The sequence below is a fragment of the Photobacterium sp. ABD4_091 genome (assembly GCF_056160145.1).
Map to the genome: position 1 here is coordinate 2,509,232 of NZ_JBSWWQ010000001.1, position 16,594 is coordinate 2,525,825.

Consider the following 16,594-nt stretch of genomic DNA (forward strand, 5'->3'; position numbering starts at 1 on the left):
GATCTTGCTCGCTTACGTGATGCACTTGAATTGATCTTGCTACCTACTTTTCCTGCGTTAAGCCGCTAGTATTATTGGTAGGTTAATTCAGTAAGAGAGAAATGCATGCCGTACAATGCCGATTTGGTTCACGAGATGAACCTACTAGTAAAATTCCCAATGCACAGCGACTTGGAGGGGATCAAAGTACATAGCGATGCCGCGCCAGAGTTGGTATCTGCAGCTCAGCGTTTGTATGCAAAAGGGTTGGTGACCCAGGAAGACGGCGGCTACCTGACCTATTCAGGTCATCAGGCGGTTGAGCACGCCAAGTCTGTACTCCGCATCCTAACAGGCAAAGTGGCGGTTTAGGTCATTGCTTCCAATTCGGTAATGTTATCCAATGCCTGCTTGTTGCTCGTTCCGCATAGCGACGGGCAGGCCTTAAATTTATGACACACGGCAGGGCGTTCTGGCTTGCCGAAAATTTTGCACAAGTTGTCATCATTGAGCTGGATGCAGCGAACACCGGCCGGTTTGCCCTTTGGCATGCCGGGGATCGGTGAAGATATACTCGGCGCAATACAGCATGCGCCACAACCTAGTCGACACTCCATCACTTACTACTCTTCTACACTTATTAAAACGGTTGCGAACGTTACCACTCTCACCGCTACGGATCAAAAAAATGTGGCTTTGATAGCCATGGATAAGAGTGATTCTTATTACATGGCGATATTGAGGGCAAAGGGCCGGAAGTGCTTGCACTTTGCGGGAGTGGAAGCTATAAAACCGCCTCTATGATATGCCTTGGCAAGTCGCAAGGTACAGAGCAACAGAAGGCAACGTAATGACGCACTATTGGCAAGAGAAAGATTTGAGGGATATGACCGATCAGGAGTGGGAAGCGCTGTGTGACGGCTGCGGAAAATGCTGCCTGCACAAACTGATCGATGATGATACCGATGAAATCTACTACACCAATGTTGCCTGCAGTCTGTTGGACAACAAGACTTGCTCTTGCAAAGACTACCCGAACCGCTTCGAATCAGGCGAAGAGTGCCTCAAGCTAACACGTGACCGTATTGATGAGTTCGTCTGGCTGCCGGACACCTGTGCCTACCGCCTGTTGGCCGAGGGCAAGGAGCTGCCAGAGTGGCACCCACTGCTAACTGGCTCGAAAGACGCCATGCATGCTGCCGGCGAATCGGTGCGCGATAGCGTGGTATACGAAATTGATGTGATCGACTGGGAAGACCACATACAAAACTTACCTGAATGGGCTAAAAAGAGTTAATTAACTTTTAAAGTTGAGAATGGATTTTAGTGAGTCATACTTTACGTTTGATTCATGATGGTTCAATACAAATCAAGAGTGCCGCCACTGATGCCATATTGTGCAACAGTGGCGGCATTTTTTTGATCGCGACAATGAAAACCCACATACATAACTTTTAAAGTTTAAAACTAGATGTATACTGTTTTTATATACAGTTGTCATGTGGGGTGTGTATGCCAGAAAGCGATGGAAATCAGAAAAAGGTCATACGAAAAGAGGTAGAGATTTCATCTATCCCTAACTTCGTTTACGAGAAACCATTGGTATCCATTGATGAGAATGGCGAACCTCAGGTTACCTACCGTGCCAATGGCAACAAGCTCCCCATTAAGAAACTTCCCTTACTCAATATCGTCGGGTACGACAACAAAGATAACCTAATTAGCTACCAGCCGATAAACATGGCCAATGAGTTCTTGTTGTCGAAAGCAATTGATGATGGCGTGCTTGAGCTTGGTACAGATGCACAGGGGCTTGCCCATTACTTCAGCTTTGTATTGGACAAACAGGCTGAGTGGGATGCTGAATACGATGAAGGGGACTTTGACCCTCTCTATGATGACCCCCGTCCAGAATGGAGTGCCTTTCCTCGTAACAAACAAGAGCGGTTAACCTACCAATATCGTGATGGAATCAAGCAGTTCGCGATTGATGGTGTATTGGCTAAAACAACGGCTAGGCAATATATGAGCAGTGTCGTTGGTTTCTATAAACACTGCCTTCGCCAAGGCATTCGCCAAGGCATTCGCTTTAATAACCCTCCCTTCCAGTTTGAGACCGTGAATATCCATTTCGAGGCGTCTGCATCCAGCATGAAAGCTTACCAACGTAAGCAGGTGCACACGACGGATATGCGGATTAAGTTTGCTAAGTCATCTCGCAGTGGCGGCACAAACCTCAGCAACCTTCGCCGTGACTTAAAACCGTTTACCAATAGTGAATGGAACATCCTGCAAACCATATTAATGAAGTCCCGCAGGGTGGTTCGTCATGGTGACAATAATAAACTGCATTCTCTGCCGATTGAGTTTTGTCTGCACCCAATTATTTGCCGTAATACGGGGTTACGCCGTGAGGAAGCAGCGAGCCTTCATTTGGGACAGATTGTTAACCCCGAAACAATGATTCAAGACGGCAAAGAGGTGTTTAAAAAGCCTGTGATGGATTTGGGTGTCGGTGATAAATATCAATCACTCACAAAGACGGCTGAGGGCTTCGCAGAGAAGAATAAAAGCCGCGTCACCATTATCCCTGCCGCATTAATGAAGGTGCTTTACGATTACTCGCAGTCTGACAGGTATCAAAAGCGTCTAGATAAATTCAAAGCATGGTGCAAGGAGCAGGTTAAGGCAGGTAATACGCATCTCTTTGAGGGTGATGATGCCATTAACCCCGAACTGGAATACCTGTTTATTACTCAGTCCGGGAAGCCCATGTATACCCGACTACAAGACTTTACTGGGCGTTGGGTGGAAATTCGTAACACTGCAAACCTAACCCAAGGTCTCGACCACCCTATTGTGGGTTCCCTCCATAATTTACGCTCAACGTTTGCTGTGAATATCTTCCGCCACCTTTTAAATAAAAAGGATGAGTATGGCAACCCGTTAATCACACCCGATGAGGCATTGGATAGGGTATCGGCTTTGCTAGGCCATGAAGATAGGGCGACGACCATGGAGTACCTGAAAATAGCACAGGACATGCCCTCTGCCGACGAAATCTACGAGGATGTACTGGACTATATTGGCGCTTTTGAGGACTTGGAAGGGGCACTATGACGCAAGGACGTAAACGTACCAAAATAGCGCTTAATAAACCGAGCGCACCTGTTACCCCTCTTCGCTTTGAAGATATGGTTCTAGATTGTGGCAATGGAATAAAAGCCTATACTCACCGCCTACGCTACCGTAATGTCCCGACAGTGAAACAGATTGAATCAGGGAGTGGCGTGTTGGCGAATCGGGATGATATCGTCAGGGACATTCTCCAAATGCTAACCCCCTTACCTGCAAACCAATCAAAGAATAGTTATTTTACAGGGCTTGTAAGCTACTTCCAATATCTTGACGGCATTGGGTATCACGGTGACATTTTCAGTAATGCAGCCATGATTGATTGCATTAAGCACTTCAATAAATTACGTGAAAAAGGTGAGCAGGTATCATTAGCTGAGCAAATTAAAAGCAGCTTATCTTTCCTATTAAGAATGTGGAGTCGAGAGTCTGACCTTAAGGTACTGCCAGAAGTTTCCGCGAGAACTCCTGCTGCAAATAAAGCGTACCATGTGGAAACAGAGCTGAAGCCGTTATCTAAGGTATTGGTTAAAGGCGCTGTGGGCTTTCAGGAAGCGATTGAGAAAAATGAGTTGCTAGATATTCATCCGTTCTTTGATGAAGAGCGGTTTGATGAGCAAGTAAGGCGCTATGGCTGGACATTAAGGCAAAGTGCAAAAAAGAAAAATGGCTTCATGCAGTGCATGAAGCCCGTGGTGGGAGCTATACAGAGTAGCCCGCTTCCACTTGAGCAACTTCATCAGCAGGTATTTTATAATCATGCATCACGCAACTGGTTTTTCGTGTTCTCAATGCTGACAGGCATGAATACATCGGTGCTCGCTAATTTACAGCATAAGGACGTTTCATTTAAAAGCATTGGCAGTGGGCGGTTTGTTTTTGACGGTGAGAAGTTCAGGGCGGGTTATAAGGACTTGGATAATAGCGCGGGCTTTAGCCTGCGAAGCAAAGAACTAATCACCCGATGGCTAAAAACATCTAAGGTGATGTATCAATCACTGGGTATACCACTGTCAAATGAGCTGCCGCTATGCCCTTTCTTCAATACCAGCGGTGAGGTTCAGACATTTAATATCAAAGGCTCAAATATTGGCTACATCAATACTCAGCTTGAGAAGATAACTGGCTTAACGGTTACTACAAGCCGATTCAGGGCAACAAAATCTGATGTACTGATGCGAGTCACTGAAGATATCTTCCTTGTGTCACAGGGGCTGAATAATGACATAAATGTTGTCGCCCAACGCTACTCTAGTGGTGTTCAGGCAGACCATGATAATAACCTTAATGTCACGATGGACGCACAATACGCAATTGCCAAGGGCGAGAAGATTGGTAAAGCCATCGAGGGCGCAAAGGCGATGCGCAGCGATATTTTGTCAGATTATGATTATAAGAATTTGCGCAGCCGTGAAGGCAAAGAACGGCTATTAATGACAACACCCTGTGGCATCAAATGCGCAGGGGCAACACCAGATAAGCTTATTGCGGAAGCTAGGCGGATGAAGCAGCTAGGCGTTGATTTTTCGAAAGATACTGGTCGTTGCACGGACTTTATTTCTTGCTTTGATTGCGACAGTCATAAATTGGTGGCGTCAGAAAATGACATTTGGCTGATGCTGTCATTTTTAGAGCAAATTGAAGACCTCAAGGAGATGGTGGCGAGTAATTCCGCACCTAAAGATGAGTTTTTCGTGGTGGAAGGCTTATTGAAAAAAGTCCTTCTCAGGCTGAAACAAAAAGCACCTAAAAACTACGCTCAAGCAAAACAGAAAGTGGATGACGGCGATTTCCACCCGCTTTACCAAGACCGAGCCAGCGCAAGCCAATTCTTTAAGGGGTAACTTATGTCTGAAAAGCTTATACAGCTTCGCCAAGAAGTTGCTGAAAATCCGTATGTGACTTTTGACTCTGACGGGAAAGGTGTGTCACGTATCTTTGATATAGACTGGGATTTTCACGCCCTGAACCAGAATGAAAAAACAATCTCTTTTGGGCGTATTGATGAGAAGTACCGCCGCGATATTAAGTCTTACCTCTATGCGCTGATGCAATGGCAAAAGGAAAATTCAAACTCTAACTCCCATGCGGCTGTTAGCACGCTCAGAAGCACAAGGGACAAATTAAACACCATCGCAACACGCTGGGGAAAAAGTGACTTCAGCTTGCTTTCGAGCGAACGAGAGTGGAAGAGGTGCAGTAAAACATTGTATGGGCTTTTTGCTAAAGATACGTGCCAAGGTATTGCCTCTACGATTAACTCACTGAATAAAGCGGATCTTGTAACGCGTTACGTCCATAAACGAGAGTATATCAAGTGGGTTAGCCCTGATGCTGGTAATGGTCAGGCCATCGCATTTCCTGAAGCAATTCATGTCAGTGTTTTAAAGACAGTTGTTGAATTTGTAGAAAACTATCACCCTTATCGCCATCAGATTTCAGAGGCGATGGAAAAGCTATACACCTATCAGGATGATATGCTGAGTGCTGAGTTAAAAGCACTTGATGTAAGTACCCTTAACGAGAGGCAAATGATGACATTCAGAAAAAGGATGTCTGACAGAACAAGCAAGTGGCCTGAACGAAAAGCCATTCCTAATTTTTCGTTTCACAGGCGAGGAAACTGGTTAGGTACGCTGCTCAGGATGTGCTTTATCTGTGTCGGTTTATTCTCCGCAGCCCGAAAGGAAGAGCTGCTCTCCATGAATAAAGGGAGCTATGACGATTCACTGGCTGCTGTGCCCAAGGTTTCAGGGTTTTCTACAAAAGGAAATAAGGGCGAAAAGATTTATACGACGTGGAATACTGCTCCTATCGCAAAGCTGGCACTGGAGCTAGCTTATGACGCTACGCAAGCCGCGAGAAGGTATTCGTTAGAACGGTTAGATGACGGTTATCAAAATGGTCTGTTAACCAAAGACCAATACAATGCAAAGAAACAAGACCTTGAGAGTGCCTTTATTTCTTCTGATATCCCTTATGACAGTGAAGCTCTCATAATTAAATCGTCGTTAAAATATAAGGTTGACGGTGCTGGTGATGCATTTAATCTGAAAGAATTCAACATTATTGCGACCGCTGAAGACGTTGAGGAATTCGACCTGCTAAATCCAGACCGCGCAGGGAGCTTAAAGGTCGGAAGTGGTTTACCAAGGCTTAGTCCACATGACTTACGAAGGAGCTTTGTGGTCTTTATGGTGAAGAACCGACTGGGCAACGCGCTTACAGTCAAATACCAGCTTAAGCACCGCAATATAAACATGTCCAATTGGTACGCGAATTATTCCGAGCTGGCGCGTACCAACCAACTGTTGATGGATACTCAGTTAATGAGTGAATTTGATGAAGCCATTGAAAGTTCAGCGGTCGACGCATGGGATGATATTTACAACGTATCCGATACCTTAAGCGGTGCAGAAGGTGAGCGCATAGCCCAGAATAAAGCAGAGCGGCTAGCACAGGGTGAAGAAATAGTGATGTCCCGAAGTGAGTTGCTCGCTTTGGTAAGGTCTGGTGACAAATCCATTGTGTTGCTTCCTACAGGGGGGTACTGCACCAACCGTAACTGTGAGCGCCTTTGCTCCCTAATGGATATTGTTGAAGCCCCCTGTGAGCATAAGGTTGTCACTGATAAGGCGGCCAAAAGGCTTTCGAGGGAGCGGGACAACCTAATCGCTTCATTTCGGGCAATCAATGATATGGGTGATTATGCCAATGAATTGATTCTGGATGCCAGAAAAAAGAAGATTCAGTCTATTGAACCCACATTGGTCAAACACCGCATCCCATTTGATAGCTTCATTGATGATATTAAGGCGGTGTGGTCATGAAAGTAGAGTATAAGGCAACCTGCAAGGCAGAAGGGTTACTGGTCAATGCATTTCAGCGCTTATTAGATGGCAAGCCGCTTCATGTTAAGGCGACGGGCAAGCTGACGTTGAACCGAATCAATAATGAAGCCCAACTTGGCAATAGCTATGTCCATAAGTTCAAAGAATTCGTGGCCTACGCCAAACCTGTTATCGACGAATACAACCTCAATCGTGATAAGGCAATGACAACAGGTTTAGATATTGAGCTAGATGTCCCTTTGTCTGAGCTTGATGGGCTGAAACATCAGTTGAAGAAAGCTAATGAGCTTAAAGATAAATACAGGGTGCAACGAAACAATGCAGTTGAGGCCCGGAAGCAGTTAGAGGCTGAGAATGCCAGGCTCCGCTTTAGGGTGTTTGACCTCCAACAAGAGTTATTGGATGAAAACTCAGTTGTGACTCTCATAAAGTAACACTTTCCCACGCTCAAAGTGTAATGGGGTAAAGGGACGTAACACGTTTCTGCCCCTTTATGAGTTAGATCTGATCATGGCAGCAGATCGACAAGTACTTCTTTGACTTAATCTATCTAATCAAATTACTATACAAAATTATACACACCACATCATAAGCAATTAATTATATTAAGTATTTATTGATATATTAAATAAGCAAGGGACACGATGAACACCACGAGCCATAAGTTTGAAGTGATACAGTTCAAAAATGCGAATGATCTTTGGGAATCTTTGAGCCCGACTCGTGACCTATTTTCACACCCATATACAGCAATTTATAGAGGACAAGGCGATGCTAGCTGGTCCTTAACTCCATCTTTATTTCGTCATCAAGAGCTAATGACGTTTATGGGGAGTCAAGCCACATCCGACCAACTAATATTCAATGAGCTTCAAGTTTTAAATCAATTTGCTCAGTATTGTGACGATATTGGTGTTAGTATCCCTAATGACTCCCCAGAATTTCGAGAAATGTATCTAGATATTGACCATCAGGACACTTATCTTGTTCGACCAGATCTCTGGCCAAACGACATACTTTTTGAACTAATGGCTTTGGCACAACATCATGCAGTACCAACGAGGCTTTTGGATTGGACACGACAACCATATATAGCTGTCTATTTTGCTGTTGTTGCTGCACTTGAAAGTTATCAAACTTGGACAGATGATTCTGAATTGGCGATTTGGGTCATGAATACAAAGCAAATTAGTCAATATAAGAATAAATTCAGGCTACTAAATGTTGCTGGTAGTATTTCTCCACACGTCTCAGCTCAATCAGGCTTATTTACTGTTCATATACACTCAGGTATGCGTGGAGGTAAATTTACCAATTTTGCGTTAGAGGATGTTATTGAACCCGTTCAAAACTGCCCTTTAAAAAAATTAACACTTCCTGTTAGAGAGGCTGTTAAGCTGTATGAACTTTGTGAGAAAGCTAAAATGAATGGGGCGACTATATATCCAAGCGCAGATGGAGCAGGAAAAGCCACGAACGCGAAACTAAAGTACTGGGAGGTCAAGAAACATCTCAAAAGTCTCCTATCAACTTAGCATTAAGTAAGCATTTAGTGGATAAGTGAAACTGGTCACTACATTAGAGTTTTGCGATACTTTAAGTAATCCATTAAATGCTAATTTAGCAATCTATATAACTCACTTTTGTCCAACTGCGTGCTGACAGGGTAGATCATCGTATGTGATCACCAAGCGATTCTGTCGTATGTTAACTACCAAGCGACTTTGTCATTACGTTAACTACCGAGGGAATTTGACGGAACTCATTTAGCGTACCTTTTAAAGTAATTAATGGAGCTTTAAAAGGTGCTAAGGATGTTCTACATGGATTCCAAATCCCAGTTCACTGTCGATATTATTGCCAAAGTTATCGACGGCAGAATGAGTATCAATAGCGCCGCAACCTTGCTCAGCAAGTCACGCAGAACAATCGAACGTTACTTGAACCGTTATCGGAAAGAAGGCATTCAATTCGTTATTCATGGCAACAAAGGCCGTGCTCCTGTTAATAAAATCCCAGAGTCGCTCAAGAAAGAGGTGCAAAACCTCATCCAGACCAAGTATTACGACTTCAACCTGCAACACCTATCAGAGCTCCTGGCGAAGAATGAAGGACTCTCAATCAAACGTGAAACCCTGCGGTCGTGGGCCCATGATATCCATCACGTGAAGCGTGCCAAGCGACGCAGAAGCCGAGTCCGAAAGTATCGTGAGCGTATGGAATCGCCTGGGCTCATGTTGCAAATGGATGGTAGCCCCCATCGCTGGTTCGGTGATGAACGGTCTTGCCTGATTGCCATCATTGATGATGCCACCAGTGATATCCATGCTGAGTTTTTCCCGTCTGAAACCACGGAAGGGTGCATGAAAGTGATGCGGGCTTATATCGAAAAACGAGGCATATTCAAAACCCTTTACGTGGATAGAGCCGGTATTTTTGGCGGCCCTAAGCGCAGCAACTTCTCGCAAATGCAGCGTGCCTGTGAGGAGCTCGGTATCGAGATTATCTTCGCCAACTCACCACAGGGCAAAGGGCGTATAGAGCGATCCTTCGATACCTTCCAAGATCGGCTTGTGCCTGAACTTCGATTAAACAAAGTCACGGATATGGCAAGTGCTAATCGGTATCTACAAGAAGAGTTCATCCCAAACTACTGGGCAAAACACGTCATGGTTCAGCCGAAAAGCGTACGCTCGGCCTTTAAGCGTTTACCAGATGATTTAGACCTCAACACTATCTGTGTGCAAAAAGAGTACCGCAAGATACGGCGAGATCACACGTTCAGCTTCGATAACAAGATGTACGTTATCGACTCGCCTATCCGTTATTCGATAGTCAACCAACAGGTGGAAATCCGCTGTCAGTTCGACGGCACCTTCTCTGCCTATTTTGGCCACCGTCGGCTCGATATAACGGAACTCGTTGAGCCCCGAAAATGCAGTGAATATGGCAAAGAGGTTCAGCGGAAAATAGAAGCATTAGAGCTCGTTGAACAACTTGGAAGTATCTCTAAAGCCGCCCGTATCCTTGGCTGCTCCCGCCAATCCCTTTACACCTATCAGAAAATAATGGCCGAGGAAGGGCCTATGGGGTTAAAGCGCATCAATAAACCCCTCAAGCGCAGTAAGAATCGCATACCAGAGCACGCAGAAGACAAGATTATCGAGCTGACGCTGCTGAACCCTCATGCGACATTAATGCAATTAATGATGGAGTTAAAACAACATGACATCACCGTGAGTATCGGCACGATTAAAAACATCTGGAAGGAAGAAAAACTCAATACTAGGGAGCTTAGGATTAAAAAATCACAATCGATGAATATCGACGTGTAAGGCGAGTGAGCAACATGGGAACTAGAATATAGGAGCATGACAGAATCGGTTGGTATTTATCCCGTCATGTTCCCTCAGTAATGACAAGGGTAGATCATCGTAACGTACATCTGCCCCGAAGTGTGCCAGAAACTCATCTCTCAGGTATACTTTTGAATCACAGGTATTTGTAAGGTTAGCCCGTATGGAAGAAGCATTTTTGTCCGAGCATAGTGACATTCGAACACTAGCGCTTGAAGTGTTTGGTAGTGATTCCTTGGTTGAAGAATGGTTTCAGACGCCCATTCCAGCACTGTCAGGGCGTAAACCAAGCGACTTGCTCGAAGATGTAAATGGGCATGAACAAGTAAGACAACTACTATACAAACTCAAATACGGAGACTTCAGCTAGAAAGTTATCCTCCTTAAACTCATTCCCGTAGATAACACAGTTTCCCCCAAAGCTTGCTAGCAGGTTCACTGAGAGTAGTTCTGCCTGGATTTATCCCTAGCTATGTTAATTTCAGTGATATCGCGAACCCTGATACATACCCGCTTATGGCTCCATATCGCCTTTGATGTAAGAGAAGGTGATATTTTTAATATTTTCAACACATTGCACAATGAATATATGAAAGATTTAGTATATTCAGTTAACTATGTAGCTGCGCTTTGAGTAAAGCTGTTAACCATCAAGGAGATTATGTTTGAGTCAGAAATACGCATCATTGTTTAAGACGGCTTTCTTTTACATTTTTGTTAGTCTTGGTGTTTGTACAAGGTTTTTCTTGGGTAACCTGTATGGAGTGTTGGTCACGATGTTCGTGGTTAGGCACTACAGTGAGTTCCTTTTCGGATATCCAGCATACTCTTTTGATGAACTAATGGCATGGCTTTATGCGCTTACTGATGAAATGAAAGTCGCTATTGTGAGTTCTTTGGTAACGGTCGTAGGATTTCTCGTGGCCTATGCAAGTGCGACCTCCAATTGGAAATCCCAGTTGTTAGCAAACATAAAATTACAGGCATCTGGTGAGTTAAATGCTTTTTTTACTGAAGTAAATTCACTTGTTACTGACTGTGAGATTTATACATCTGAAGTTCTAGATACCTCCGAAAAAGTTAGAAAGTCTAAAAACAAACAAGAAAAATTGTTTCTGGTTTCTTACCAAAATGGAAGAGGTCATGAAATTGACTTAAAACGTAAGCGGCTAGTTGCGTTGTCGATTCAGGTTCATCAATTTACTGGAAAATACGCAACTTTATTTCATTCGATGCCTTGGATTCAGTCTAACTTTGATGTTGCGGCAAAAGCCTTAGATGAGGTGGCTTCTAAAACATGGTTCAGTATTCCACGAGCATATCCTGATGATCCTGATCCAGTTACAACTTTTCTCTCACAAATCGATGAACAAAAATTGAAAAACTTTAAGCTCTCTGTTGCCAAAAATCGCATCCTCCTTTCATTCTATCCAGGAAGCGCTGGAGGTCAGTTGCAATCAGGCGTAGTACCATTTAACAGTATTTCTTTGTTTAATTTGTCTCGTCGCGTAAAAGAATTGTATGTTACTTTCGAAGAGTTGCGTAAGGCAAAGCTCGATGGTTAACAAGTTACATATTAGTGACGGTTAGCCGCCCCTTAGCAAGGCATTTTGTTTTAGGTAAGGGTCCCATTATTCCACGGGGCGATTATTAATGAAAGAAGTTCCAAGAAAGTAGAGAGTCGATCACGGCAAACACGCCTTTGCCCCAAAACTTGTTACGGCCGATCGACTGCTCAGTTTGCCTAATCGCCATTTGACTTAATTTTCCTCATGCTTGTACTGTGAGGGCAAGAAGCTAATGGCAAAGGAATATAATGAAATACTTTATCTTGTTTTCAGCATTGGTTGGCTCACTACAAGCGAATGCCTCCTTCAAAAATAAAGATTGGTCAGATGGTATGGAGGATATACATATCTATCATTCATACACATCGAAGTCATATGGATATGGCGATTATGTGAATTTCGGTATTGAGTGCAGAATTCATGAGGGAGAAAGCAAAGGTAAGGTTGGCTTATCATTCTATGATAGCGGTGCAATTGCCACCCCAAACTCAAGTGTTAGATTAAGAGTCCGAGTTGATAAAAACGCTGTATATAACCTTGAAGGATATATGTATAGCAATTCCTATAGAGGCGGTCTTGTAAACCGTAATATTCCTGAAAAATTATGGGCTGAAATGAAATTAGGGAGCAGCATCAACCTAGAAGTTTATAACCACAATGAGTTGAAAACTAAAGAAAAGTTGAGTCTGAATGGTTCAGCCAAGGCCATTGAACGCATATCTTCAAAGTGTAGCACTCCACTTACAGACGATGTAAAACCTATCTATAAATCAACAGCCTCAAACACACTTTCGGCAAAAAACACAGAGAATATCAACTCCGAAACAAGTGTTCGAGATAGGTTTGTTTCATCAGAAATGTTGAGATATAAAGAAATTTACATGCAAATGATCAAACAAAGCCTATTAGTGTCTCCTTCGTACTCTTCAAAAGAATGTGAAATATCGATGAGGCTGTCAACTAACGGGCTTGTGCTAGATGCAAGTGGTTATGGAGACAACAGTTATTGTAGAGCACTAAAAGCGGCGGTGGTAAAAGTCTCACAATTCCCAATGCCACAAGACAAAGCTATTATTGAAAAGCTTAGAAGCGTAGATATGTCGTTTTAAATCTAAGTACAGGTCTGTCTGATGGCAGTCGAGTACGTAAAGGTAATAATTCAGTAGCGCCGCTTTCGAGTCAGCTAACGAATGGTTTATTCTTTCTATCCAAGTGCATGTTACTGTCCAGCTCCGTGCTGACGGGGTAGATCACCGTAAGCCGATCGCGGCAAACACACCTTTGCCCCATTATCGTTTAGAGTAAAAGGTCATTAACATCCTGTTTATGTCACTTTGCCATATCAAAAGCTTTCCGAAAGTTTGGCTGGATGGACACTTTTTGCTTTATAGACTGGCTAACGACTCACACCCTTTCTTCAACAAAAAACACCCTGTAAGCGTCATAAACTTTCAATGACAAGGGTTTTCCATCCCGAAGAACTGCCACACTTTTGTGATATCCACTATTTTACATCATCACTATTGATTGGCTCGGCGTTACAATCTCTCACGAAGTGTAAAATGCGCTCTTTCGCGGTTTGAAGATTCGATATTATGGCTTCATCAATGAAGATTCGGCATTGCTTTTCTAAAGGGTCTTTTTCATCAACCAAGTTTGTTTTGAATTTTAGTTCAATCTCATAGGTGTTTTTTAATAGACTGATAAACTCCTGCCACAATATCTTGTTTTTCTTACTTAATATTTTTCGGGAAGCGCCATTATTCAAGTATATAGGCACATATTCAAACGTTATTTCTTTACCAATTACGCCCTTTCCAGGGACAAGTAGAACTTTCGCATTTGTTTCGTTATATCCAGCAGAAGTTTGATCTGCAATGTACAACCAATAATAGTCACTTTCTCTGATTAATTTATTATCATCGTCAAAGAAGGCAATTTTAAGACTTATATCCTCTACGATACCATTGTATCCTGGCTGTCCATTATTAATGAAAGAAAATATTCCTGCTCTAATATGCAACAAAGCATCTTGGTGACAATTGTCATATTCTTTGGATATTTCGCTCCAAACTGCTGGGTAACATTCAAACTGCGCATAACGAAGATCACCTTGTGTGACTTCAGCTTCTATATAATAGTTATAAAGACTAAACGCCCCATTAATCACTCCGATCAAAAGGGCTATCCCAGCTATAATGTTTGAGATGGCGTCATGCTTGAACTCTCCTATACTATCGCCTATTTGCTGCGTGACTTTTTTCATTCACTCCGTCTAAACCTCTTCTTTGACAAGTAATTGTGGGTGCTAGTTGTTTGCGCATTTGGCTGTTGAGCTATCAGTCTTATGCGACTTAGGGCATTTGGAGCTCGAACCACCTTTACATCTGGGAGGTTTATTGCATTTGGGCTTCTTTTTCATTAGTTTCAATATATTGTTGGCATATTCTGTAACCTCATGACCATCTCGGACATGTATCATTTGACCAAGTTCAATGATATCAATATCAACTTCTTTATACGTATTATTATTCTGTTTATTCCTTCTAGCATCTTTGTCAATTTTTTCTTGCAGTGCTTTTATTGAATGTCTGTTCATATTGAACGGAATGGAGTCTGACGGTATTGCTTCATCAGTGATGGGTAGACCATAGAGATTAGTGGTGGCACTCGATTTCACAAAAACATTTTCGTAAACTGTTAAAGAACCGACAAAGTTATTTTGAATACCTGTTTCTTTTTTTAATATAAAATTATCGTCAATAAATTTACGTCTTTCATCAAGCTCATTGGGAGTATCGCGAAGAAGAATGTATTCATCGAAAGGATAGAACATGAAATCTATTGATTGTTCATTTGATAATTTGAATATTTCCTCTTGCTGATAAGTGTATGAGATAATTAACAAATCAGGTTTAATATAACGAAGGAAATGTATATTATTTGTAACTTCAATAACCTGTGGCAAAGCCATTTGATTGTTAACATCTGCTCGCAGTTCGAATGTCAATTGAATACCATCTATCGCAATGAGATAGTTTCCCGTACCAAGATATTTATTAGTCTTCTCTCCTTCTTGCTTAAACTCCTTAATGATAAATACCTCACTCATATGCTTTAATAATTGCTCATAAGTAGTATCCCTATTTGTAGTGATATCAAGCGTGTAATCATCATGCACATCAATCTCAATAGTCGTAGAGTCAACGAAAGAGTTCTGGTCAAGGAATTCATAGTAGCCGCTGTACGCATCATAAACATCATGTGCGGTTAGTGGATGGCCGCGAAGAAATGATTTGTCCTTTCTTAGTGAAATTCTCCAAGTAAATGAATCTATCATCTCCATCGAACTAGCAATAACAAAGTTTATGGAAGTTTTGTTCGAGTTATCAACTGTTAAGAGAGGTTCATATGATAAATGTAAGAGGTCAATGCATGCGATTGAAGGCTCATGAATAACTGCCAACATGTCCACGGAATGTGATTGTGCCCCCCGAGGATAACACTCTGAAAACACTGTTATTCTATCGTGGGAAAATGAATGGGCTACTGATAAGTATGTCACCAGTAGCAAGAAGGCTAGCCTTGACCTTATTTTCATGATTATCAACCACATTTCTACATAAATATATAATGTTTAGGCATGCATATATTGGTTGTCAAGTTTGACCTTTACGCATTATATATTTGATCGGCCACCGCAACCTGTTGAACTTATATCGTTATATTTACTCATTCATTTAGAGATGGAAGAGTAGATAGGCTTTGTTGCGTAATTCGATGGAACAGTACAGGAAGTTATGATTTGATCGGCTACACTTACTAATGATCGTAGTCTCATGCCGAAACCTTGTTACAAAACGACCAACTGGAAACATTACAACAAAGCGTTAATCAACCGTGGTTAGGGTGAATACACTAACGTATTTCAGTCCTGAGGTGTGCTGAAGCCGATCGCGGCAAACACACCTTTGCCCCAATGCTTCTCAGCCCTGACGTACTTGTTACCTTTAGTGCAACTTACTAGACCAAATTCACTTAATCCGTGTCGCAGAGAATTTCAAGGAAATTTTCAGCATTTTACGCCCCGTAATTCCCTCTCATTTTAAACAAAAGTCGATATGCCTTGAGGTTTACAATTAATATCAGCAAGATAGACGAATTGCTATAACGATTAAAATCTGTCTATATGGCGTTATGTTAATGGAGTAGTACATGTCACATATTCTTGTAGGATTGTTAGGTGTTCTGGTGGGGGCAATACTTGGCCATAGGTTTGCTCTGGGGAGAGATAAACGTAAGGAATACAACCAACTTATTACTCCGATACGCGAAATTCTTATAGAACAGTTGAACACACTCAAACAAGGTCATTACCAATTTGGTTTGAATGAATCACACATGAATTGCTTGCAAGCTAGTTTGAGCGAGTCAAAGTTCAAGCGCATTAAAAAAGCCTATGCAAACTACGATCAATATCGCTCTAAGTCCGGAGAGCATGATAGTTTTCATTACTTCACCAAAAATGATGAGTACTTTGATAAATTTACAGTTCAGACAGAAGTTTTATTAAAAGAACTACGATTGAAATAGACATAACAAACGACTTTGGTACGATTCTCCCATAACTAGAGTAATCCGAAAATATATAAATTAGCAGATTTACTGACAAGGAAATTTCCAGCTTCGAGCTAGCTACTTTGGC

Annotated in this window: 15 protein-coding genes; 12 read left to right on the forward strand and 3 right to left on the reverse strand. The window is 42.4% G+C overall.

The window, feature by feature from the left end:
* The first annotated feature begins 105 nt into the window (after positions 1-105).
* Complete coding sequence (locus ACXAGQ_RS11610) at positions 106-351, forward strand: TIGR02647 family protein (protein WP_475254014.1); 246 nt, start codon at positions 106-108, stop codon at positions 349-351.
* Here ACXAGQ_RS11610 and ACXAGQ_RS11615 read toward each other — a convergent pair.
* Positions 348-596 (reverse strand): YkgJ family cysteine cluster protein, encoded by a 249-nt coding sequence (locus ACXAGQ_RS11615; RefSeq protein ID WP_475254015.1) that lies wholly within the window; start codon positions 594-596, stop codon positions 348-350. The genes ACXAGQ_RS11610 and ACXAGQ_RS11615 overlap by 4 nt on opposite strands.
* Before the next feature lie 233 nt (positions 597-829).
* Here ACXAGQ_RS11615 and ACXAGQ_RS11620 point away from each other — a divergent pair, with 233 nt between their 5' ends.
* The 10 genes from ACXAGQ_RS11620 (at position 830) to tolA (ending at position 12,998) form a co-directional block, all read left to right on the forward strand.
* Positions 830-1,276 (forward strand): YcgN family cysteine cluster protein, encoded by a 447-nt coding sequence (locus ACXAGQ_RS11620; protein WP_475254016.1) that lies wholly within the window; start codon positions 830-832, stop codon positions 1,274-1,276.
* 215 nt (positions 1,277-1,491) lie between these two features.
* Entirely contained in the window at positions 1,492-3,099 is a 1,608-nt protein-coding gene (locus ACXAGQ_RS11625) for a site-specific integrase (RefSeq protein WP_475254017.1), read from the forward strand.
* Positions 3,096-4,958 carry a hypothetical protein gene (locus ACXAGQ_RS11630; protein ID WP_475254018.1) on the forward strand — a complete coding sequence of 621 codons (1,863 nt, stop codon included), beginning with the start codon at positions 3,096-3,098 and terminating at the stop codon, positions 4,956-4,958. The genes ACXAGQ_RS11625 and ACXAGQ_RS11630 overlap by 4 nt, the downstream gene beginning before the upstream one ends.
* Before the next feature lie 3 nt (positions 4,959-4,961).
* On the forward strand, positions 4,962-6,944 hold the full coding sequence (locus ACXAGQ_RS11635; RefSeq protein WP_475254019.1) for a hypothetical protein: 1,983 nt from the start codon (positions 4,962-4,964) through the stop codon (positions 6,942-6,944).
* Entirely contained in the window at positions 6,941-7,399 is a 459-nt protein-coding gene (locus tag ACXAGQ_RS11640; RefSeq protein WP_475254020.1) for a hypothetical protein, read from the forward strand. The genes ACXAGQ_RS11635 and ACXAGQ_RS11640 overlap by 4 nt, the downstream gene beginning before the upstream one ends.
* Before the next feature lie 210 nt (positions 7,400-7,609).
* Positions 7,610-8,500: an FRG domain-containing protein gene (locus ACXAGQ_RS11645; protein ID WP_475254021.1), complete on the forward strand. Its 891-nt coding sequence runs from the start codon at positions 7,610-7,612 to the stop codon at positions 8,498-8,500.
* A gap of 279 nt (positions 8,501-8,779) precedes the next feature.
* On the forward strand, positions 8,780-10,300 hold the full coding sequence (locus ACXAGQ_RS11650; protein WP_475250885.1) for an ISNCY family transposase: 1,521 nt from the start codon (positions 8,780-8,782) through the stop codon (positions 10,298-10,300).
* A 184-nt stretch (positions 10,301-10,484) separates the two neighbouring features.
* The gene (locus ACXAGQ_RS11655; RefSeq protein ID WP_446505842.1) at positions 10,485-10,691 is read left to right on the forward strand and encodes an antitoxin Xre/MbcA/ParS toxin-binding domain-containing protein; all 207 of its coding nucleotides are present in this window, start codon (positions 10,485-10,487) and stop codon (positions 10,689-10,691) included.
* A gap of 295 nt (positions 10,692-10,986) precedes the next feature.
* Complete coding sequence (locus tag ACXAGQ_RS11660) at positions 10,987-11,886, forward strand: hypothetical protein (protein ID WP_475254022.1); 900 nt, start codon at positions 10,987-10,989, stop codon at positions 11,884-11,886.
* A 251-nt stretch (positions 11,887-12,137) separates the two neighbouring features.
* On the forward strand, positions 12,138-12,998 hold the full coding sequence (gene tolA, locus ACXAGQ_RS11665; protein ID WP_475254023.1) for a cell envelope integrity protein TolA: 861 nt from the start codon (positions 12,138-12,140) through the stop codon (positions 12,996-12,998).
* 395 nt (positions 12,999-13,393) lie between these two features.
* Here the strand turns inward: tolA and ACXAGQ_RS11670 are convergent, their stop codons facing one another.
* Both ACXAGQ_RS11670 and ACXAGQ_RS11675 read right to left on the reverse strand, forming a co-directional pair.
* A complete protein-coding gene (locus ACXAGQ_RS11670; RefSeq protein ID WP_475254024.1) occupies positions 13,394-14,155 on the reverse strand; it encodes a hypothetical protein in 762 nt (253 codons plus the stop codon).
* Between the two features lie 42 nt (positions 14,156-14,197).
* Positions 14,198-15,235: an ABC transporter substrate-binding protein gene (locus ACXAGQ_RS11675; RefSeq protein WP_475254025.1), complete on the reverse strand. Its 1,038-nt coding sequence runs from the start codon at positions 15,233-15,235 to the stop codon at positions 14,198-14,200.
* An 869-nt stretch (positions 15,236-16,104) separates the two neighbouring features.
* Between ACXAGQ_RS11675 and ACXAGQ_RS11680 the strand changes: the two genes are divergently transcribed.
* Positions 16,105-16,482, forward strand: coding sequence for a hypothetical protein (locus ACXAGQ_RS11680; RefSeq protein WP_475254026.1), 378 nt, complete (start codon positions 16,105-16,107; stop codon positions 16,480-16,482).
* The last annotated feature ends 112 nt before the right edge of the window (positions 16,483-16,594 follow it).